This window comes from Jatrophihabitans sp. (assembly GCA_036399055.1).
In the GTDB taxonomy this organism is placed as follows: Bacteria; Actinomycetota; Actinomycetes; order Mycobacteriales; family Jatrophihabitantaceae; genus Jatrophihabitans_A.
On the sequence record DASWNX010000012.1, the window covers coordinates 1 to 17,839 of the forward strand.

Genomic DNA, 17,839 nt, shown 5'->3' on the forward strand with positions numbered 1-17,839 from the left:
GGCGCCAGGAGGCCCTGGCAGCCGCCGCCGGGGACGAGGACTGATGGCACCACCGACCGGGCCGGTACGCGCGGCAGAGACCGACGGAGCGGCCGGAACGCGCATCCGGGCGGTACGCCGGGAGGCCGGGCTCACCCAGCAGGGCCTGGCGACCGCGGTTGCGGTGAGCCGGCAGACCATCATCGCGATGGAGACCGGCGACTACGCGCCCTCGGTCTACCTGGCCATCAAGATCGCCCGGGCGCTCGGCACGACGGTCGAGCGGCTGTGGTCCGATCCGGACGACGGGTCACCCGATCGAGTGACCGTCTGAGGACATGAGAAGGGGCGCCCCACACCGTGGCGCCCCTTTTCCGGGTCTATTGGGGGGTAGTTAGTTGGAGTTCGACATCAGGTCCGCACCGCGCCAGTCAAATTCCGGCTCCGCGACGTACTGCACCGCGATCTTCACCAGGTCTTCGGCGTAGCGGTTGGCGTGGTGTCCGCAGAACACCAGCTCACTTCCACCCGCCAGGGTCAAACGGAGCTTCCCTGCTGCATTGCAGCGGTCGCACCGTTCATCGGCAGCTGGGCCGGCCACACTTGCGGCCGACGGCGTGAGGGTCGGGGTCATCGCCTTCCTCCTCTGTTTGTCACCGATGAACTTGTTCCTCGGCTACTACTGCTCACCCATCGTGCAACACCCTTGCGACTTGCTCCCTTCCCACTGTGCCCTGAGGGGACCCAAGTCACACGTGGTCCGGCAAGTGTGCCGTCACACAAGGGTGCCACGTCAACGATCTCTTACCCACAACGGTCTGATCACCACCCGGCGATGTACGGGTGGTGACCAATCGGGCACTAAAGGTTGACCGGCAGTCCTAGTCCAGGTAGTCCCGGAGGACCTGCGAGCGGGACGGGTGTCGGAGTTTGGACATCGTCTTGGACTCGATCTGCCGGATCCGCTCGCGCGTGACGCCGTAGACCTGACCGATTTCGTCCAGCGTCCGCGGCTGGCCGTCGGTGAGACCGAATCGCAACCGGACCACGCCGGCCTCGCGCTCGGACAGCGTCTGCAGCACCTGCTGAAGCTGGTCCTGCAGCAGCGAGAAGGACACCGCGTCGACCGCGACGACCGCCTCGGAGTCCTCGATGAAGTCGCCGAGCTGGCTGTCGCCCTCGTCGCCGATGGTCTGGTCCAGTGAGATGGGCTCACGCGCGTACTGCTGGATCTCCAGCACCTTGTCCGGGGTGATGTCCATTTCTTTGGCGAGCTCTTCAGGCGTCGGCTCGCGGCCCAGGTCCTGCAGCAGCTCGCGCTGGATGCGGCCGAGCTTGTTGATCACCTCGACCATGTGCACCGGGATCCGGATGGTGCGGGCCTGGTCGGCCATCGCCCGGGTGATCGCCTGCCGGATCCACCAGGTGGCGTAGGTCGAGAACTTGTAGCCCTTGGTGTAGTCGAACTTCTCCACCGCGCGGATCAGGCCCAGGTTGCCTTCCTGGATCAGGTCCAGGAACGCCATCCCTCGCCCGGTGTAGCGCTTGGCCAGCGACACCACCAGCCGCAGGTTCGCCTCGAGCAGGTGGTTCTTGGCCCGCTCGCCGTCACGCACGATCCAGTTCAGGTCCCGGCGCTGCTGCAACGGCAGCTTCTCGCCGGCGACCTCAAGCTGACGCAGCCGCTCGGAGGCGTACAGGCCCGCCTCGATCCGCTTGGCGAGGTCGACCTCCTCCTCGGCGTTGAGCAGCGCGACCTTGCCGATCTGCTTGAGGTAAGCGCGCACCGAGTCGGCCGAGGCGGTCATCTCGGCGTCCTTGCGCGCCTGCCGCAACGCCTCGGACTCCTCCTCGTCCCAGGTGAACTCCGAGGACTCCGCCTCCGGCGGGTCAGGGGTCTCCTCGACCTCGGCGTCGGCCTCGACGTCGATCGGAACCTCTTCGAGCTCGAGGTCGGGCGGGATGTCGGTCGGCTCGACCTCAAGCGCCGGGTCGACGACTGCCCCGTCGACAGCGCTGTCCGGAGTCGTGGTGGTCTTCGCGGACGCCTTCTTGGCTGGCGCCTTCTTGGCGGCCGCCTTCTTGGCAGGAGCTTTCTTGGCCGGGGCGGCGACGGTCTTGGTCACCGCTCGGCTTGTCGTCGCAGCGGCGCTGACCTGCGGCTGCTCGGAGGATTCGCTGGGAACCACGTACGCCCTTTCATACAGCGATTACACGTCGGTGAAGGCGGGCCCTGCATGGGCCCACTGTGCGGCGGAGGTATGTGGGGTCAGCCAGCCGCTGGGGTTCACCGAATCAGCGCTGTGATGTCGATGCCTTCGTTGGTGCCGTGCCCTTGCGCGCTCCATTGTAGCCAGAGCAGAGAGATTCAGCGCTCGGCAGCCGCCATCGCCGCCCCTACGATGCCGGCGTTGTTGAGCAGCTGGGCCGGCCGCACCGGTGTCTGCAGCTTCAGCAGCGGCACCCAGCGGTCGGCGTCCTTGCTCACCCCGCCGCCGACGATGAACAGATCGGGGGAGAACAGCTTCTCGACATGGGCCATGTAAGCCTGGACGCGCTTTGCCCATTGCTTGTAGGACATCTTCTGCTTGTCCTTGACCGAGGCCGCCGCCCGCGACTCCGCGTCGTGACCCTCGAGTTCGAGGTGCCCCAGCTCGGAGTTGGGCACCAGCTGACCGTTGAGGAAGATGCCGCTGCCGATGCCGGTGCCGAAGGTCAGCAAGATCACCACGCCCGTCACGCCCTTGGCCGCGCCGAAGCGGACCTCGGCCAGCCCGGCCGCGTCAGCGTCGTTGAGCACGGTGACCTCCAGGCCGGTGGCCTTGGAGAACACCGCGTCGACGTCGGTGCCGATCCAGGACGGGTCGACGTTGGCCGCCGACCGGGCCACCCCGCTCTTGATCACCGCCGGGAAGGTGGCGCCCACCGGGCCGGTCCAGTTGGCCCTGGTGACCAGTTGAACCACCACCTCGGCGACGTTGTCCGGAGTCGAGGGCTTGGGCGTCGGAATCCGCACTCGTTGGGTCCTCAGCTCACCGGTCAGGGTGTCGACGACAGCGCCTTTGATGCCGCTGCCGCCGATGTCGACGCCGAATGCCGCATCGAGCTGAGACTGGGACTGGTCTGACACTGGCGCGGTCATCGTTCCTCCGCTGGCTAGGGGTCTACCTTCAAACCATATCGGCACTGGCTGGAGAGGTGGCAGATGACGCAACGCTCACAGCCGGCAGACGGCTCCGGATCAGCCGGTTCAGTGCCTGATCCGGTGCGGCTGGCCGACCTCGCCGTCGAGCTGGCCGGCCAGGCTGGGGCGCTGATGTTGCGCCATCAGGCGGCCGGGCTGTCGGTCAGCACCAAGAGCTCGGTGACCGACGTGGTCACCGACGCCGACCACGCGGTGGAGGAGCACCTCCGCACGGCTCTGGCGCAGCTGCGTCCACACGACTCGATCCTCGGGGAGGAGGGTGGCGAGCGGGCTGGCGCGGCTCAGCTGGCCGGCGCGCCGGTGCGCTGGGTGCTGGACCCGATCGACGGCACCGTCAACTACATGCTCGGACTGCCCCAGTTCGCGGTCTCGATCGCAGCCCAGGTGCAGGGCCGGACAGTGGCCGGCTGCGTGCTCAACCCCTCCTCGGGGCACGTCTTCCGGGCAGCCGTCGGACACGGCGCCTTCCTCGGCGACCGCCGGCTGACCGGCCCCCGGCCGGCGCCGCTGAATGAGGCGGTGGTGGCAACCGGGTTCAGCTACGACCCGGCTCGCCGGGCGCGCCAGGGAGAGGCGGTGGGGCAGTTGCTGGGCCGGGTGGGCAACCTGCGCCGGTTGGGCTCGGCGGCCCTGGACCTGTGCGCGCTGGCGGCCGGCTGGGTGGATCTGTACTACGAGGGGCCGCTGGGTGAGTGGGACTTCGCGGCCGGGCTGCTGATCGCCTCCGAAGCAGGCGTGGCCACCTCAGGACTTCGCGGCCGGCCGGCGGGCGTCGAGATGGTCGCCGGGGCGCATCCCGAGCGCGCCGAGGAGTTCTTCGACCTGCTCACCGCGATCGGGGTGGCCGATATCGGCTGACCCTCAGCAGGGTTTTGCTGATCCTCAGCAGGGTTTGCCGGCGCCGGCGACCGCTCGGCTGGCCGTCTGAGTGGTCGCCAACGACCGGTAGCCGGCGCCGAGCACCACGTCGACCTTGGCATCCGTCCGGTTGCCGGGGGTGAGCTTGGCGCCGGGCAGGTGATAGCTGAGCAGGGTCGCGCCGGCCCGGCCGGTGGGGCCGAACCGGATCTCGCCGACCCCGGTCAGCGCCGAGGTCGTGCCGGGCGTGCCTACCTTGAAACCGCGGCTCTTGAGCTGGCCGGTGACCTGGGTGGCCAGCCGGTCACGGCCGGCGCCGTTGAGCACCGTGACGGTGACCGAGGCCGGGGTGGGCAGCCGGATCGCCCCGGCGCCCGGCGTGCACTGGGCCGACTGTGAAGCAGACGGCGACCCGGTGGCCTCGGTCGGCTCGGGACGGTGCAGCACGCGCCACCACACGATGCTGGTGAGGGCGGTGAGCACCAGCAGAAAGGCCAGAGCAGGCAGCGGCCGACGCCGTGTCATAGTTGACATGTCGGACGATTAACCTCCTGCTTACGAGTCGTATCTGGGTCGCCAGCCTAGCCGGACCAGCCTCGGGAATGGTGAGGGCTGCCCGGTCGTTGGAGCGCAGGCGTAACGCGATACGGTTCCGCGCCAGCGGCGCAGTGTCGACTGCCGGTGGTCCAGACAGCCGGATCGTGTGCACCTGGGATTGATCAAGGAGTTGACAAGTAGTGGCCACCGATTATGACGCCCCTCGCAGGGGCGACGTAGATGAACTGAACGAAGACTCGCTCGAGGAGTTGAAAGCCCGCCGGGCGGAGGCGCAGTCGGGATCGATCGATGTCGATGAGACCGAGCTGGCCGAGTCGCTGGAGTTGCCCGGGGCAGATCTGTCCAGCGTCTCCGGCGAAGAGCTCACCGTCCGGGTGCTGCCCAAGCAGGATGACGAATTCACCTGTTCCAGTTGTTTTCTGGTGCACCACCGCAGTCGGCTGGCGCGTGAGAAGAACGGCCAGCCGATCTGCCGGGATTGCGCCTGACAGCTGCTCACCGTACGGCGGCCGGCGACCCTTGTCGGGGGCCGGCCGCTCTGCCATGCCCATCGGCCATGGCAAGGTGAGTCATGGCCAACCATGAGATAGCGGAGCTGCTGGCCCGAGCGACGGCTTCAGAGGCCGAAGGCGAGGCAGGCGCCAGTGACCGGCGCAGGCGCCAGCGAGCGCTGGCGGCCCTGATCCCCGCACTCACCCGAAGCGCCAGAGCCTCCGGCATCCGCGCCGTGGCTGCCGGACGGTGGCTGGCAGACCTCATCATCGAGCTGGCCCCGCGGATTCCGGTCCGTGACGCCCATGCGCTGCGCCGCCAGTACCCGGGCCAGAGCGACATCGAGATCGCCGAGCGGCTGATCCGGCACGCGACCCAGGCCACCGCCGGCCTCGGCGCCGCCGCCGGCGGCCTGGCCGCCGTGCAGTTCCTCAGCCCGCCGCTGCTGCTCGCCGCGCCGGTCCAGCTTGCCGCCGAGACGCTGAGCGTGACCGCGGTGGAGTTGAAGCTGGTCGCGGAGTTGCACGAGCTACTGGAGCGCCCTGCGCAGGGCACCGTCTCGGATCGGGCCAGCGCTTACCTGATGTCGTGGATCCGGCGCCGCGCGATCTCGCCGCAGACGGGCGGCGCGGGCCCGATCGCGGCATTCGGCGCCGCGGCCAAACGCGAGCTGCGCAGCCAGCTGCTGCGCAAGGTCGGCCGCAGCGCCACGTCGCTGGCGCCGTTCCTGGCCGGCGCGGTGGCCGGCGCGGAGGTCAACCGCCGCGCCACCAAGGCCCTCGGCGAGACGTTGCTCGCCGAACTTCGAGTGCTCAACGAGGAGCGCTGGTTTCGCCAGGTCTGAGCGGCCGGGACGTCTCTGACGCCGTCCGACACCGCCGTCCGATCTTGCCTCAAAGGCCGCCGTCCGATCTTGCCTCAAAGGCCGCCGTCCGACACCGCCGTCCGCCCCTGCCTCAGAGGCCGCCGATCATCCCGCCGTCGATCACCAGAGTCTGACCCGTCGTCCACGCCGCGTCGGCCGAGGCCAGGTAGGCCACCGCGGCGCCGATGTCGGCGGGTTCGCCGAGTCGCTTGAGCAGGTAGTTCGCCGCGACGGCTTCCTCGTTGCCGACGTAGAGCGCCTCGGCGAACTTGGTCTTCACCACCGCCGGCGCCACCGCGTTGACCCGGACCCCGGGCGAGAGCTCGACCGCCAGTTGCTTGGTCAGGTTGATCAGGGCGGCCTTGGTCATGCCGTAGAAGGCGATGCCGGGGGAGACACCGAGCCCGGCCACCGAGGCGATGTTGACCACGGCGCCGCCGTGCTCGGCCAGCCAGGCCCGGTGCGCCAACCTGATCCAGGACAGCGCCGACAGCACGTTCACGTCGAACATCTTGCGGGCCAGCCGGTCCTCGATCTCCAGCAACGGCCCGAACGTGGGGTTGATGCCGGTGTTGTTGACCAGCACGTCCAGCCGGCCGAAGGCTGCCATCGTCGCCTCCACCGCCGCCGCCTGGTGCTCGGGGTCGTCACCGGAACCGGCGGCGAAGATCGCGTGCTCGGGCCCGCCCAGCTCGGCCACCGCCGCCTCCAGCGCCGGCTGCTTGCGCGCGGTGAGGCAGACCCGGGCGCCTTCGGACACCAACCGCTGCGCGACCGCGAAGCCGATCCCACGGCTGGCGCCGGTGATCAGCGCCACCTGGCCTTCAAAACGTCCGAGTGACACGGGCGAACTCCTGTTCGGGCTGAGCTGGCGGGGGTTGAGCTGGCGGGGGTTTGAGCTGGCAGGGGTTTGAGCTGGTGGTCTGGCGGGTTCTGGGCTGGCTGGTTCTGGCCGAGTGTCTCAGCTGGTGGGCGGTCGGCCCGGAGCCGCCAGCCCGCCGGTTGCGCCGCCGATGGCGGCCAGTAACCGGTCAGGGCGCCGGGTGGACACCACCCAGTACGGCTCGGGGTAGCGCTCGGCCGGTTGCGGATCGGCTGGCGGCCGCAGGACCAGTTGCACACCCGGCCCGATCCAGGACCGGATGTAGGTGAAGGCCAGCGGATCGCTGTGCCGCCCCACCAGCCGGCGCAACTCGGTGGCGTTGAGGTCGATAACCTGCTCGACCTCGGCCAGCGCCAGGCTGCGGTCGCCGGCCAGCAGGGTGGAGCCGTCGACGGCGACGCGGCCCGACGAGAGCCGCCGCACGACCAGCAGGGTGGTCGGGAGCAGGATCGCGAACGGCGCCCAGGCGACCCAGCCGGCGATCGCCACGGCGAATTCCAGGCCGAGCAACACCGACACTCCGACCGCGCCCAGGTACCACCACCACGGCGTCCGCAGCCGCTCGAAGTAGCCGGCCTGCTGGGTGACCGGTCGCCTTCGATGGGTCGCTGGGTTGCGCACCCGACGAGGGTAGCCTTTTGCCCTGTGACGATTGGACCGCTGAGCGCCGCAGACAGCGCAGAGGCAACGGCCGCGGCGGCCACCGCGCCGGGGCCGCTGCCACTGGCGGTCAAAGTGCGGCGGCTGCACCCCGACGCGCCGCTGCCCAGCTACGCCCTCGAAGGCGACGCCGGCGCGGACCTGTGCACCATGGTCGACGTCCGGCTGGGGCCCGGCGAGCGAGCGTTGCTGCCGACCGGCCTGGCCATCGCGCTGCCCGCCGGTTACGCCGGATTCGTCCAACCGCGCTCCGGTCTGGCTTGGCGCACCGGCCTGGGTATGGTCAACGCGCCAGGCACCATCGATTCGGGCTACCGTGGCGAGATCAAAGTCATCGTCGTCAACCACGATCGCGACAAGGCCGTCGAGTTGCGCCGCGGTGACCGGATCGCGCAACTGGTCATTCAGAGGGTCGAGCAGGCCCGGTTCGAGCTGGTGGAGCTGCTTCCCGACTCCGTCCGCGGCGCTGCCGGACACGGCTCGACCGGGGGCGCCGGGGCATTGCGGGTGGCGGCTTCAGCGGTCAGCGATCCGGCGGCGAACAACAGAGGAGACGATCAGTGATGGCGCTTCGGCGCAAGGAGAAGCGCACCGAGCAGTCAAAGCTCGATGCCACGCCGCCGTGGGAGACCAGGCGTCCGCACGAGAGCCTGCCGACCACCGGCCCCTACGACGTCGCCGACAGCCCGGCTGACGACACCGAGCGGCTCGACCTGGGCGCGCTGCGGGTGCCGGCCGACTCTGGCCTGGAGATCCGGGTCGAGGTGGGTGAGGACGGTCAGGTCGTCGGCGTGACCTTGCTCAACCCGACCGGTCAGATGCAGCTCGGCGTCTTCGCCGCGCCGAGGAAGGACGGCATCTGGGACGAGATCCGCGCCGAGATCAAGGCTTCGATCTCTTCGCAGGGCGGCACCGTCTCGGAGCAGGAGGGCGAGTTCGGTCTCGAGCTGGTCGGCCGGCTGCCGGTGCCCGGAGGCCTGACCCCGGTGCGGTTCGTGGGCGTCGACGGCCCGCGCTGGTTCCTGCGGGCCATGCTGGCCGGCGCGCCGGCGATGGAGGACGAGCAGGCCCAGCCGTTCCTGGCGGCCTTCCGCGGCCTGGTGGTGGTCCGCGGCAATGACCCGCTGCCGGTTCGCGACCCGGTCCCGCTGCAGCTGCCCAAGGAGGCCGTCGAGCAGCTGGCGGCCGCCGAGGCGACTGAGCCGCAGGACGGCTAGATCGTTGGCGCCGTCGGAGCAGTCCTCGGAAGGTCTGCGCGACCAGACCCGCCAGCAGATCCTGAACTCGATGGGCGGCTGGTCGGGGACGATCGTCGCCGCGATCCCGCTGGTGGTCTTCGTGATCGCCAACACGCTGGGCGGTCTGCGCTCGGCGGTCATCGCCGCGCTGGCTTCGGGGGTGCTGGTCGCCGGTTACCGGATGGCCCGCCGCCAGCCGGTCCAGCAGGTGCTGACCGGGCTGTTCAGCGTGGCCATCGCCGCCACGATCGCCGCCCGCACCGGCGAGGCCCGCGGGTTCTTTCTGCTCGGCATCGCCGCGGCGTTCGGATACGCGGGCCTGTTCGCGCTGTCGCTGCTCGTGCGGCGACCGCTGGTCGGGGTGATCTGGGAGTACCTGGACCCCTCGCCGCTGCCGCCGGGCATGCGCTGGCACAAGCTGCGCGAACTGCGCCGGGCCTACGACGTCGCGACGATGGCCGTGCTGGCGATGTTCACGGCGCGGGCGGTGGTGCAGCTGAGCCTGTTCCAGGACAACCGCACCGGGCTGCTGGCGGTGACCAAGCTGGTGATGGGGCTGCCGCTCTACCTGGCTGTGGTGGCCGTGGTGTTCTGGGTCGTTCGCCGAGCCCGGCACCGGCTCGAAGCGCAGCCGTCGGCGCCGCAAGCGGCAGGGGCGCCCGGGTTGGAAGCGACCGAGCCGGCCTCCGAACCCGCGGCTACCGGGCCGGCGACCGGGTCACGCGGCGCAGACAGCGCGCCGGATGGCGGGCTCAGCCTCCGGAAGGGCGACGAATAGCAGCTCGTCACCGGGTTCCAGCGGCTCGTCCGGGGTCGGCACGATGACTCGGGAGCCGCGGATGATCGCGACCATCGCCGCATCCGCGGGAAGTTGAAGGTCGCGCAGCGGCACTCCGACGCACGGCGCGCTGGCGGGCAGGGTGACCTCGATCAGGTTGGCCTGGCCCTCGCGCAGGGTGAACAGCCGCACCACGTCGCCGACCGAGACCGCCTCCTCGACCAGCGCGGCCAGCACCCGCGGCGTCGAGACCGCGACGTCGACGCCCCAGGACTCGTTGAACAGCCATTCGTTGGCCGGGTGATTGATGCGGGCCACCACCCGGCGAACCGAGAACTCGGTCTTGGCCAGCAGCGACACCACCAGGTTCACCTTGTCGTCGCCGGTCGCGCTGATCACGACCTCGCATTCCTGCAGCTCGGCGTCCTCCAGGCTGGACAGCTCGCAGGCGTCGGCCTGCATCCAGTCGGCGCCGGCGATCCGCTCCGGCCGGACCTTGCCGGCGTCCTTGTCAATCAGCATCACCCGGTGGCCGTTGTCCAGCAGCTCCCGGGCGATCGACCGGCCGACCGCGCCGGCGCCGGCGATGACGATGCGCATCAGTGGTGCCCTCCTAGCGGGCCGGCCCCGGCCGCGGCCCGGATGCCCTCGGTGAGATCGTCGGTGGCGGTCACGTGCAGCTCGTCGCCGGCCTGCACCACGGTGCCCTGGGTGGGCAGCTCGCCCTTGCCGAACCGGCTGATCAGCGCCACCCGACAGCCGGTGGCCGTCTCGAAGCTGGTCAGCCGCCGGCCGACCCAGGCCTCGGCCAGGATGACGTGCAGCATGACGACCTGGCCGGTGGGATCGCGCCACTCCTCGTCGATGGCGCCGCCCAGCAGGTTCTTCAACAGCCGGTTGGCCGTCCAGGGCACCGTGGCGATGGTGGGGATTCCCAGGCGCTCGTAGACCTCGGCACGCAGCGGGTCATAGATCCGGGCCACCACGTGACCGACGCCGAAGGTCTCTCGGGCCACCCTGGCGGCGATGATGTTGGAGTTGTCGCCGCTGGACACCGCGGCGAAGGCGTCGGCCTTCTCGATTCCCGCGTCGACCAGGGTGTCGCGGTCGAAACCCACGCCGGCGATCATGGCGCCCTTGAAGTTCTCACCCAGCCGTCGGAACGCCGCCGGCTCCTGGTCGATGACGGCCACGCTGTGGTCCAGGCGCTGCAGGTGGTGCGCGAGGGTGGATCCGACCCGTCCGCATCCCATGACGACGATGTGCACTCCCGGGACGCTACACACGTCCGTCCGAAACCGTCTGGCATCCGGCGATCCCGCCGACGGGCCCGGGCGCAGGCGGCTCAGCCACGTGCCTGCCGGGGCAGGTGCATAGGCTGTCCTGGTGAACCAGCGAGCGGACCGGGAGCAGCCGCAAGCGGCCACTGCCGAAAGCTGGCTGGGCCACCGGCTGGAGGTGCGGGTCGAGGCGATCGCCCATGGCGGGCACTGCGTCGCCCGTCACGAGGGGCGAGTGATCTTCGTCCGGCACGCCCTGCCCGGTGAGACGGTGGTGGCCGAGGTGACCGAGGACCGCGGCGGCTCGTTCTGCCGGGCAGACGCCGTCGAGATCCGCACCGCGGCGCCTGACCGGGTCCGCCAACCCTGTCCTTATGCCCGGCCCGGCGGTTGCGGGGGCTGCGACTTCCAGCATGTCTCGCTGCCGGGCCAGCGCGCCCTGAAGGCGGTGGTGGTGGCCGAGCAGCTGAGCCGGCTGGCCGGGCTGCGGCGAGCTGTCACGGTGCAGCCTCTGGATGACGGCGACGGGCTCGGCTGGCGCCGGCGGGTCCGGTTCGCCGTCGGCCCCGGCGGTGAGCTGGGGTTGCGCGCGCACCGCTCGCATCACGTCGTGCCGCTGACCCACTGCCCGATCGGCGCGGCCGGGGTGGGTGACGCCGGCGCGCTGCAGGCCGAGTGGCCGGGCCTGGCCGAGCTTGAGGTGGCTGTCGATGACCGGGGAGAGGTGGTCGAACTGGCTCACCGGCAACGCCCGGCCCGGCATCGCCAGGGTGACCGGCGGCGGGGCGACCGACGGCGGGCGACCCGGCCGGTGCTGAGCACCGAGCAGCTGTCCGGGCCGCCGGCGTTGCGCTACTCCGTCGCCGGCCGCCTCTTCACGGTGCATCCGGCAGGCTTCTGGCAGACCCACCCGCGGGCGGCCGAGGTGTTCACCGAGACGGTGCTGCGAGCGGCGGAGCCGCGTCCGGGCGAGCGGGTGCTGGACCTGTACGCCGGCTCCGGGCTGTTCACCGCGGCGCTGGCCGCAGCGGTGACGGCCACCGGCAGGGTGGTGGGCCTGGAGTCCGAGGCGGACGCGGTCACCGACGCCGGTCACAACCTGGCAGACCAGCCGTGGGCCGCTGTGCGACGCGCCGCTGTCAGCGCCGAGTCGATCGCCGCGGCCGCTGTCGAACTGGCAGGGCCGGGCCAGCCGCGCGGGGTGAGCATCGTGGTGCTGGACCCACCGCGCAGCGGCGCCGGACGCGAGGTGCTCGGCGCGGTCATGGCCGCCGAGCCCCGGATAATCGTCTATGTCGCATGTGACCCGGCCGCGCTTGCCCGCGATGTCCGGTTCGCGATGGACGCGGGCTGGCGGCTCGACGAGCTATCGGCTTTTGACGCCTTTCCGATGACCCATCACGTGGAGTGCGTCGCCGTGTTGCGCCCGGGCGGCCCGGCGGGCACACCGGCCGGCTAGGCGCGACTCGACGCGGTGCAACAGGGCAAGCAGGCCCACGAAGGCGGCACGTTCCAAGTAGGCTGACGCTCTGTGAGCCCTCTTCTGAGCCGGATCTCCTGCCCTGCGGACCTGCGTCAGCTCAGCCCGGAGGAGCTCGGGTCGCTGGCTATCGAGATACGCGACTTCCTGGTGCGCAACGTGTCCCGGACCGGCGGGCACCTGGGGCCCAACCTGGGCGCGGTCGAGCTCACCCTGGCGCTGCACCGGGTGTTCGACTCGCCGACCGAGCCGATCCTGTTCGACACCGGGCACCAGAGCTACGTGCACAAGATCGTCACCGGCCGGCACGAGAACTTCGCCAGCTTGCGGCAGAGCCGGGGGTTGTCGGGCTACCCAAGCCGCGCCGAGAGCGAGCACGACTGGATCGAGAACTCCCACGCCTCGACGGCGCTGTCCTACGCCGACGGCTTGGCCAAGGCCTTCGACGTGCGCGGCGACCGGCGGCCGGTGGTCGCGGTGGTCGGCGACGGCGCCCTGACCGGCGGGATGTGCTGGGAAGCGCTGAACAACATCGCCACCTCCGACCGGCCGGTGGTGATCGTGGTCAACGACAACGGCCGCTCCTACTCGCCGACGATCGGCGGCCTGGCCGAGCACCTGGCCGGCCTGCGGCTGCGTCCGGGTTACGAGCGCATGCTGGGCAATGTCAAGGAGACCCTGGGCCGGACGCCGGTGGTCGGCCCCCCGCTGTACGGCGCGCTGCACGGGCTCAAGCGGGGGATGAAGGACCTGCTCGCTCCGCAGGGCATGTTCGAGGACCTGGGGCTGAAGTACATGGGCCCGGTGGACGGCCACGACCTCGTCGCCCTGGAGCACGCCTTTGAGCTGGCCCGGCAGTTCGAGGGTCCGGTGCTGGTGCACTGCGTGACCCGCAAGGGCTACGGCTACGCCCCGGCCGAGAACCACCTGGCCGACCACATGCACGGCGGCGGCGCCTTCGACCCCGAGACCGGCGAGTCGCTGAGCAAGGGCGGCCAGACCTGGTCCGGGGTGTTCTCCGAAGAGATGGTCCGGGTGGGCGGCGTCCGCGATGACGTGGTCGCCATCACCGCCGCGATGCTGGACCCGGTGGGCCTTGGCGCGTTCGCGGCCGAGTTCCCGCACCGCTGCTTCGACGTCGGGATCGCCGAGCAGCACGCGCTGACCTCGGCCGCAGGGATGGCCGCGGCCGGCCTGCACCCGGTGATCGCGCTGTATGCCACCTTCCTCAACCGGGCTTTCGACCAGTTGCTGATGGATGTGGCGCTGCACAAGGCGGGGGTCACCCTGGTGCTGGACCGGGCCGGGGTGACCGGCGAGGACGGCGCCAGCCACCACGGGATGTGGGACCTGGCGATGCTCGGCGTCGTCCCCGGCATCCATGTGGCGGCGCCGCGTGACGAGCCCACGCTGCGAGCCGCGCTGATCGAGTGCCTGGCGATCGACGACGCGCCCTCGGTGCTGCGCTACCCCAAGACTCCGCTGGGCGCTGACATCGTGGCGCTGCGCTCGGTGAGCGGTGTCGACGTGCTGGCCGAGACTGCCACCGGCCCGGTCGACGTCCTGCTGGTCTCAGTGGGCGCGATGGCGCCGGACGTCCTCGACGCCGCCGAGCGGATCGGTGAAGCCGGCTACACCGTCCGGGTGATCGACCCGCGGTGGGTCAGCCCGGTGCCGCCGGCGCTGGCCGACTTCGCGGCCCAAGCCGCGGTGCTGATCACGGTCGAGGACGGCGTGGTCGTCAACGGCGCCGGCTCACGGTTCGCCCAATACCTCGGCGAACGGGACCTGCCCGTCGCCACCCGCCAGATCGGCATTCCGGCCGACTTCCTCGAGCACGGAAAGGTGGCCGAGGTGCGTGCGGCCATCGGCCTGACCCCGCAGGGCATCTCCCGCCGGGCGATCGAGTTCGCGGCGGCGGTGCTCGGACGTGGCGACAGGCCCTCTGACCGGACCAGTGAGCTCTTCTCGGCCGGTCACGGGCCCGCGCAGGACACTGACCGTCGCCGAGAGTGACCTCCTGCCCACAAGGGCCTGGTGTCCATGAGATCGTTGTGTGCAACACCTGCGACCTCACCCGCGGTCGAGGTCATCCAGAGGCGGAGATGGCGCGTGCGCGTACTTGTGGTTGAAGACGAGACCCAGCTGGCGGATGCCGTTGTGCGTGGCCTGCGCAGAGAGGGAATGGCGGTCGACGTCGCTTACGACGGCGACGAGGGATTCAGCAAGGCGACCACCACCCGCTACGACGTGGTGGTGCTCGACCGCGACCTGCCGGGCAAGAGCGGTGACGAGATCTGCCGGTCGCTGACCGACGAGGGCGTGCTGACCCGGGTGATCATGCTGACCGCCAGCGGCTCGATCGAGGACAAGGTCGAGGGCCTGGCGCTGGGCGCTGATGACTACCTCGCCAAGCCGTTCGCCTTCGCCGAGCTGGTGGCCCGGGTGCGGGCGTTGGGTCGCCGTGCGACGCCGGCCGCCCCGCCGGTGCTGCAGGCCGGTGACCTGGTGCTGGACCCCTCCAAGCGCACCGTCACCCGGTCCGGGCGCAACGTCGACCTGACCCGCAAGGAATTCGGCGTGCTCGAGACGTTGCTGTCGGCAGCCGGCGTCGTCGTCTCCAGCGAGGAGCTGCTCGACCGGGTCTGGGACGAGCACGCTGATCCGTTCACGACCACAGTCCGGGTGACCATGATGACCCTGCGCCGCAAGCTCGGAGAGCCGCCGGTCATCGAGACTGTGGTGGGCTCGGGCTACCGGGTGGATCCCACCCTGATCACCCCGCCTGCCGCCGACGAAGAGACTGGGGGTTCGACCGACCAGTGAGACTGGTGCAGCCATCGCTGCGGATCCGGATGGCGCTGCTCTACGGCGCCCTGGTGCTGCTCATCGGTGCTGCGCTACTGGCCACGTCCTACATCCTGCTGGACCGGGCGCTCAGCCAGATCGCATTGCCGCCGAATACGGGTGACGTCACCATCACCGACAAGGCCACCGGCGGCATGACGACCTGGAACCCGTCCGAGGCACGCGCGGTGATGCGCTCCGGAGCCCTGCATTACCTGCTCAGCAACGGGTTGCTGTACTTCGGGGTGATCGTCCTGATCGGCGCGATCGGCGGCTACCTGCTGGCCCGGCAGGCGCTACGCCCGGTCGCCCGGATCACCGCGACCGCCCGGCAGCTGTCGACCAAGACCCTCAGCGAGCGCATCGGCCTTGGCGGGCCCGACGACGAGCTGCGCGAGCTGGCCGACACCTTCGATGAGATGCTCGGGCGGTTGGACGCCGCCTTCGGCAGCCAACGCCGCTTCGTGGCCAACGCCAGCCACGAGTTGCGGACCCCGCTGGCGGTGATCCAGACCGAGCTGGACGTGACCTTGTCCGACCCCGACGCCCCGCCGGACGAGCTGCGGCGCATGGGCGAAGTGGTCCGTGAGGCCACCAACCGCGCCCAGAAACTGGTGGACGCCCTGCTGGCGCTGGCCAGGCTGCAGGGACGCGAGGGCCAGAGCCTGGAGCTGACCGAGGAGGTCACGCTCAACGAGCTGATCCCCAACGCGGTCGCGGCGGCCAAGGCCGAGGCGGTCACCCGTGACATCACCATCACAGCCGAGGGCCCGCCGGTGAACACCACCGGTGACCCGCGGTTGCTGGAGCGGGTGATCGGCAACCTGGTCGAGAACGCGGTGCGCTACAACGTGCCCGGCGGCTGGGTTCAGATCAAGACCGAGTCGGCCGGTTCCGGGCCCAACCGCACCTCACGGATCGTGGTGGTCAACAGCGGTGTGTCGGTTCAGCCTGAGGAGGTCGAGGGGCTCTTCGACGCCTTCCGGCGCGGCGGACGGGCCCGCACCGGTCAACGAGGCGCCGGCCTGGGGCTGTCGATCGTCCGGGCGATCGTGGACGCGCACAACGGGTCGATCGCAGCCACCGCCCAGCCGACCGGCGGCTTGCGGGTCGAGGTCTCCTTTCCCGCCTCGGCCGACACCGAAGCATCGCTGATCTCCTAGCGACCAGCGTCGATGACCCGTTTGCGGCTTCGGCTGCCACCGTGGACCAGCTCTCCCGGCTTCGGGGTGGTGGTGCTGCTGGTGCTTGCCGCGATCCTCATCGCCAACGGCGAGCCGCAGCCCTCCTCCCGGCCCAGCGGCACCTCGGTCAGGGTGAGCGGCAGCCCGACGGCGCCCGCGGCTGTCCCGGCGCTGCTGGTGATCCGGGCCGGGACGGTGGAGTCCCGGCAGTCCACCAGCGTCCGGCGGGTGCCGTTGCCACCTGCGGCCAGACCGTTGTCGGTGATGACCGGCCGCGGGCTCAGTGTGGTGCTGGCTGCCCTGGACGGCCGTCAGCGGGCCTATGCCGTGCAGCCGAACCTGACGGTCCGCGACCTCGGACCGGCCGACGCGGTGATCACGGGCGCGACCGGCAGGACGGCGGTGCTGGTGGAGACCGGGCTGACCGAGCCCGGCCGGCTGGTCGGCGGCGCGTCGGCCAGCGCGAGCGGGTCTTCGACCGCCAGCCGGACGGCGTCGGCGAGTCCGAGTCCGACCGGGCCACCAGATCTTCGCGACTTCGCCGTGCGGCGCTATGACGCCACCGGCCGGCCTATCAGCTTCTCCCGCTTCCTGCCGACGGGCGCCCGGATGGCCGCCGACACCGCCGTGGGCCTGGTGGTCTGGAAGCCGGTCAACCGGGTCTTTGACAACGGCGTGGCCCTGGAGCCGCTGTCGGCCGCGGCGACGCTGATCCGGCCCGACAACTCCCTGCGCGAGTTGGGCCCGGTGCACCCGTTGACCGCCGATGCCGAGAACCTGCTGGTGTGGGACGTGGCCGTTCGCCGGTTCGGGCTGATGCCGTTGCGCTACGCCAACTCCACGGCCACCAGCACTGCCAGCCCGTCGACGTCGAGCAGCCGGCCGGCGTCCAGCAGGCCGCCCTCGGCGACCGGCTCGTCCTCGCCCTCAGCCTCGGCCAGCCCGACCACCGTCGCGGGGGTGCGGTGGTTCCAACCGACCCGGGGCATCAGCGTGGTGACCGGCCCGGCCAGCTTCGACCCCGACGGCTCGGCGTTCGCGGTGTACGCCCAGGTCGGGTCCCGGCGCCGGCTGATGGTGGCGCAGTTGCAGAACCTGGGCACCGACCGGGTCGAGGTGCTGGCGCTGGTCCAACCGCCGGCCCCGAGCAGTCGACCCGTTCGCAGCAGCCAGCCGGCGACGTCGGGGCAGTCCGGGCCCACGGTGACCGTCAGCGGCTCCAGCACGGTGGGCGTGACGGGATCGGCGGCCAGCTCCACGGCGAGCGGCGGGCCTTCGGCCAGCTCCGGATCGGCGACACCGTCGATCCCGGCTCTGCAGCCGGACGGCTTTCCGATCGAGGCGCCGCTGCGACCGCTGTGGTGGAACGGCCAGGTCGTGGCGCTCGGAGCCGATGCCACCGTGGTGGGCTACCGGCCGGGGACCAACCAGGCCTCGCTGCTGGACCTGGGGCCCGATGACCTGCACGCCATCGCCGAGATGCCCTGACCGACCGACCGACGCTGACTGCCTGAGCGCCTGAGCGCCTGAGC

General features: G+C 70.8%; 20 protein-coding genes. 12 read left to right on the forward strand and 8 right to left on the reverse strand.

What is annotated here, in order from left to right; translation table 11 throughout:
* Nucleotides 1-43: 43 nt before the first annotated feature.
* On the forward strand, nucleotides 44-313 hold the full coding sequence (locus tag VGB75_03730; protein ID HEY0166133.1) for a helix-turn-helix transcriptional regulator: 270 nt from the start codon (nucleotides 44-46) through the stop codon (nucleotides 311-313).
* Between the two features lie 60 nt (nucleotides 314-373).
* On the opposite strand, the gene VGB75_03735 is transcribed toward VGB75_03730, so the two are convergent.
* The 3 genes from VGB75_03735 to VGB75_03745 form a co-directional block, all read right to left on the reverse strand.
* Nucleotides 374-613, reverse strand: a complete 240-nt coding sequence (locus tag VGB75_03735) for a hypothetical protein (protein ID HEY0166134.1) — start codon at nucleotides 611-613, stop codon at nucleotides 374-376.
* A gap of 247 nt (nucleotides 614-860) precedes the next feature.
* Nucleotides 861-2,168, reverse strand: coding sequence for an RNA polymerase sigma factor (locus VGB75_03740; GenBank protein ID HEY0166135.1), 1,308 nt, complete (start codon nucleotides 2,166-2,168; stop codon nucleotides 861-863).
* Between the two features lie 179 nt (nucleotides 2,169-2,347).
* The gene (locus VGB75_03745) at nucleotides 2,348-3,121 is read right to left on the reverse strand and encodes an ROK family protein (GenBank protein ID HEY0166136.1); all 774 of its coding nucleotides are present in this window, start codon (nucleotides 3,119-3,121) and stop codon (nucleotides 2,348-2,350) included.
* Between the two features lie 63 nt (nucleotides 3,122-3,184).
* On the opposite strand from VGB75_03745, the gene VGB75_03750 reads away from it, so the two are divergent.
* Nucleotides 3,185-4,042 carry an inositol monophosphatase family protein gene (locus VGB75_03750; protein HEY0166137.1) on the forward strand — a complete coding sequence of 286 codons (858 nt, stop codon included), beginning with the start codon at nucleotides 3,185-3,187 and terminating at the stop codon, nucleotides 4,040-4,042.
* A gap of 24 nt (nucleotides 4,043-4,066) precedes the next feature.
* Here VGB75_03750 and VGB75_03755 read toward each other — a convergent pair whose 3' ends face one another.
* Nucleotides 4,067-4,576, reverse strand: coding sequence for a LytR C-terminal domain-containing protein (locus VGB75_03755; GenBank protein ID HEY0166138.1), 510 nt, complete (start codon nucleotides 4,574-4,576; stop codon nucleotides 4,067-4,069).
* A gap of 203 nt (nucleotides 4,577-4,779) precedes the next feature.
* Here VGB75_03755 and VGB75_03760 point away from each other — a divergent pair, with 203 nt between their 5' ends.
* Both VGB75_03760 and VGB75_03765 read left to right on the forward strand, forming a co-directional pair.
* The gene (locus VGB75_03760; protein ID HEY0166139.1) at nucleotides 4,780-5,088 is read left to right on the forward strand and encodes a DUF4193 domain-containing protein; all 309 of its coding nucleotides are present in this window, start codon (nucleotides 4,780-4,782) and stop codon (nucleotides 5,086-5,088) included.
* 83 nt (nucleotides 5,089-5,171) lie between these two features.
* Entirely contained in the window at nucleotides 5,172-5,936 is a 765-nt protein-coding gene (locus VGB75_03765) for a hypothetical protein (GenBank protein ID HEY0166140.1), read from the forward strand.
* Between the two features lie 112 nt (nucleotides 5,937-6,048).
* Here the strand turns inward: VGB75_03765 and VGB75_03770 are convergent, their stop codons facing one another.
* Together VGB75_03770 and VGB75_03775 are read right to left on the reverse strand one after the other, a co-directional pair.
* The gene (locus VGB75_03770; GenBank protein HEY0166141.1) at nucleotides 6,049-6,801 is read right to left on the reverse strand and encodes an SDR family oxidoreductase; all 753 of its coding nucleotides are present in this window, start codon (nucleotides 6,799-6,801) and stop codon (nucleotides 6,049-6,051) included.
* Nucleotides 6,802-6,918: 117 nt separating this feature from the next.
* Nucleotides 6,919-7,461 (reverse strand): DUF3093 domain-containing protein, encoded by a 543-nt coding sequence (locus VGB75_03775; protein ID HEY0166142.1) that lies wholly within the window; start codon nucleotides 7,459-7,461, stop codon nucleotides 6,919-6,921.
* Nucleotides 7,462-7,485: 24 nt separating this feature from the next.
* Here VGB75_03775 and dut point away from each other — a divergent pair, with 24 nt between their 5' ends.
* The 3 genes from dut to VGB75_03790 are packed head-to-tail and all read left to right on the forward strand — an operon-like array spanning nucleotide 7,486 to nucleotide 9,516.
* On the forward strand, nucleotides 7,486-8,064 hold the full coding sequence (gene dut / locus VGB75_03780) for a dUTP diphosphatase (GenBank protein ID HEY0166143.1): 579 nt from the start codon (nucleotides 7,486-7,488) through the stop codon (nucleotides 8,062-8,064).
* Complete coding sequence (locus VGB75_03785; GenBank protein ID HEY0166144.1) at nucleotides 8,064-8,717, forward strand: DUF3710 domain-containing protein; 654 nt, start codon at nucleotides 8,064-8,066, stop codon at nucleotides 8,715-8,717. The genes dut and VGB75_03785 overlap by 1 nt, the downstream gene beginning before the upstream one ends.
* A 4-nt stretch (nucleotides 8,718-8,721) precedes the next feature.
* The gene (locus VGB75_03790; protein ID HEY0166145.1) at nucleotides 8,722-9,516 is read left to right on the forward strand and encodes a DUF3159 domain-containing protein; all 795 of its coding nucleotides are present in this window, start codon (nucleotides 8,722-8,724) and stop codon (nucleotides 9,514-9,516) included.
* Here the strand turns inward: VGB75_03790 and VGB75_03795 are convergent.
* A complete protein-coding gene (locus VGB75_03795) occupies nucleotides 9,457-10,116 on the reverse strand; it encodes a TrkA family potassium uptake protein (protein HEY0166146.1) in 660 nt (219 codons plus the stop codon). The genes VGB75_03790 and VGB75_03795 overlap by 60 nt on opposite strands.
* The gene (locus VGB75_03800; GenBank protein ID HEY0166147.1) at nucleotides 10,116-10,784 is read right to left on the reverse strand and encodes a TrkA family potassium uptake protein; all 669 of its coding nucleotides are present in this window, start codon (nucleotides 10,782-10,784) and stop codon (nucleotides 10,116-10,118) included. The genes VGB75_03795 and VGB75_03800 overlap by 1 nt, the downstream gene beginning before the upstream one ends.
* 118 nt (nucleotides 10,785-10,902) lie before the next feature.
* On the opposite strand from VGB75_03800, the gene VGB75_03805 reads away from it, so the two are divergent.
* The 5 genes from VGB75_03805 (at nucleotide 10,903) to VGB75_03825 (ending at nucleotide 17,795) form a co-directional block, all read left to right on the forward strand.
* Nucleotides 10,903-12,255: a TRAM domain-containing protein gene (locus tag VGB75_03805; GenBank protein ID HEY0166148.1), complete on the forward strand. Its 1,353-nt coding sequence runs from the start codon at nucleotides 10,903-10,905 to the stop codon at nucleotides 12,253-12,255.
* A 72-nt stretch (nucleotides 12,256-12,327) separates the two neighbouring features.
* Nucleotides 12,328-14,292 (forward strand): 1-deoxy-D-xylulose-5-phosphate synthase, encoded by a 1,965-nt coding sequence (gene dxs, locus VGB75_03810; GenBank protein ID HEY0166149.1) that lies wholly within the window; start codon nucleotides 12,328-12,330, stop codon nucleotides 14,290-14,292.
* 96 nt (nucleotides 14,293-14,388) lie between these two features.
* On the forward strand, nucleotides 14,389-15,102 hold the full coding sequence (locus tag VGB75_03815; protein ID HEY0166150.1) for a response regulator transcription factor: 714 nt from the start codon (nucleotides 14,389-14,391) through the stop codon (nucleotides 15,100-15,102).
* A gap of 5 nt (nucleotides 15,103-15,107) precedes the next feature.
* Entirely contained in the window at nucleotides 15,108-16,286 is a 1,179-nt protein-coding gene (locus VGB75_03820; GenBank protein ID HEY0166151.1) for a HAMP domain-containing sensor histidine kinase, read from the forward strand.
* A gap of 12 nt (nucleotides 16,287-16,298) precedes the next feature.
* On the forward strand, nucleotides 16,299-17,795 hold the full coding sequence (locus tag VGB75_03825) for a hypothetical protein (GenBank protein ID HEY0166152.1): 1,497 nt from the start codon (nucleotides 16,299-16,301) through the stop codon (nucleotides 17,793-17,795).
* The last annotated feature ends 44 nt before the right edge of the window (nucleotides 17,796-17,839 follow it).

What these genes read in the sequence shown, in the direction of transcription:
- VGB75_03730 (HEY0166133.1), top strand. Translation starts at nt 44, where the DNA reads ATGGCACCACCGACCGGGCCGGTACGCGCGGCAGAGACCGACGGAGCG.
- VGB75_03735 (HEY0166134.1), bottom strand. Translation starts at nt 613, where the DNA reads ATGACCCCGACCCTCACGCCGTCGGCCGCAAGTGTGGCCGGCCCAGCT.
- VGB75_03745 (HEY0166136.1), bottom strand. Translation starts at nt 3,121, where the DNA reads ATGACCGCGCCAGTGTCAGACCAGTCCCAGTCTCAGCTCGATGCGGCA.
- VGB75_03750 (HEY0166137.1), top strand. Translation starts at nt 3,185, where the DNA reads ATGACGCAACGCTCACAGCCGGCAGACGGCTCCGGATCAGCCGGTTCA.
- VGB75_03755 (HEY0166138.1), bottom strand. Translation starts at nt 4,576, where the DNA reads ATGTCAACTATGACACGGCGTCGGCCGCTGCCTGCTCTGGCCTTTCTG.
- VGB75_03765 (HEY0166140.1), top strand. Translation starts at nt 5,172, where the DNA reads ATGGCCAACCATGAGATAGCGGAGCTGCTGGCCCGAGCGACGGCTTCA.
- VGB75_03785 (HEY0166144.1), top strand. Translation starts at nt 8,064, where the DNA reads ATGGCGCTTCGGCGCAAGGAGAAGCGCACCGAGCAGTCAAAGCTCGAT.
- VGB75_03795 (HEY0166146.1), bottom strand. Translation starts at nt 10,116, where the DNA reads ATGCGCATCGTCATCGCCGGCGCCGGCGCGGTCGGCCGGTCGATCGCC.
- VGB75_03825 (HEY0166152.1), top strand. Translation starts at nt 16,299, where the DNA reads ATGACCCGTTTGCGGCTTCGGCTGCCACCGTGGACCAGCTCTCCCGGC.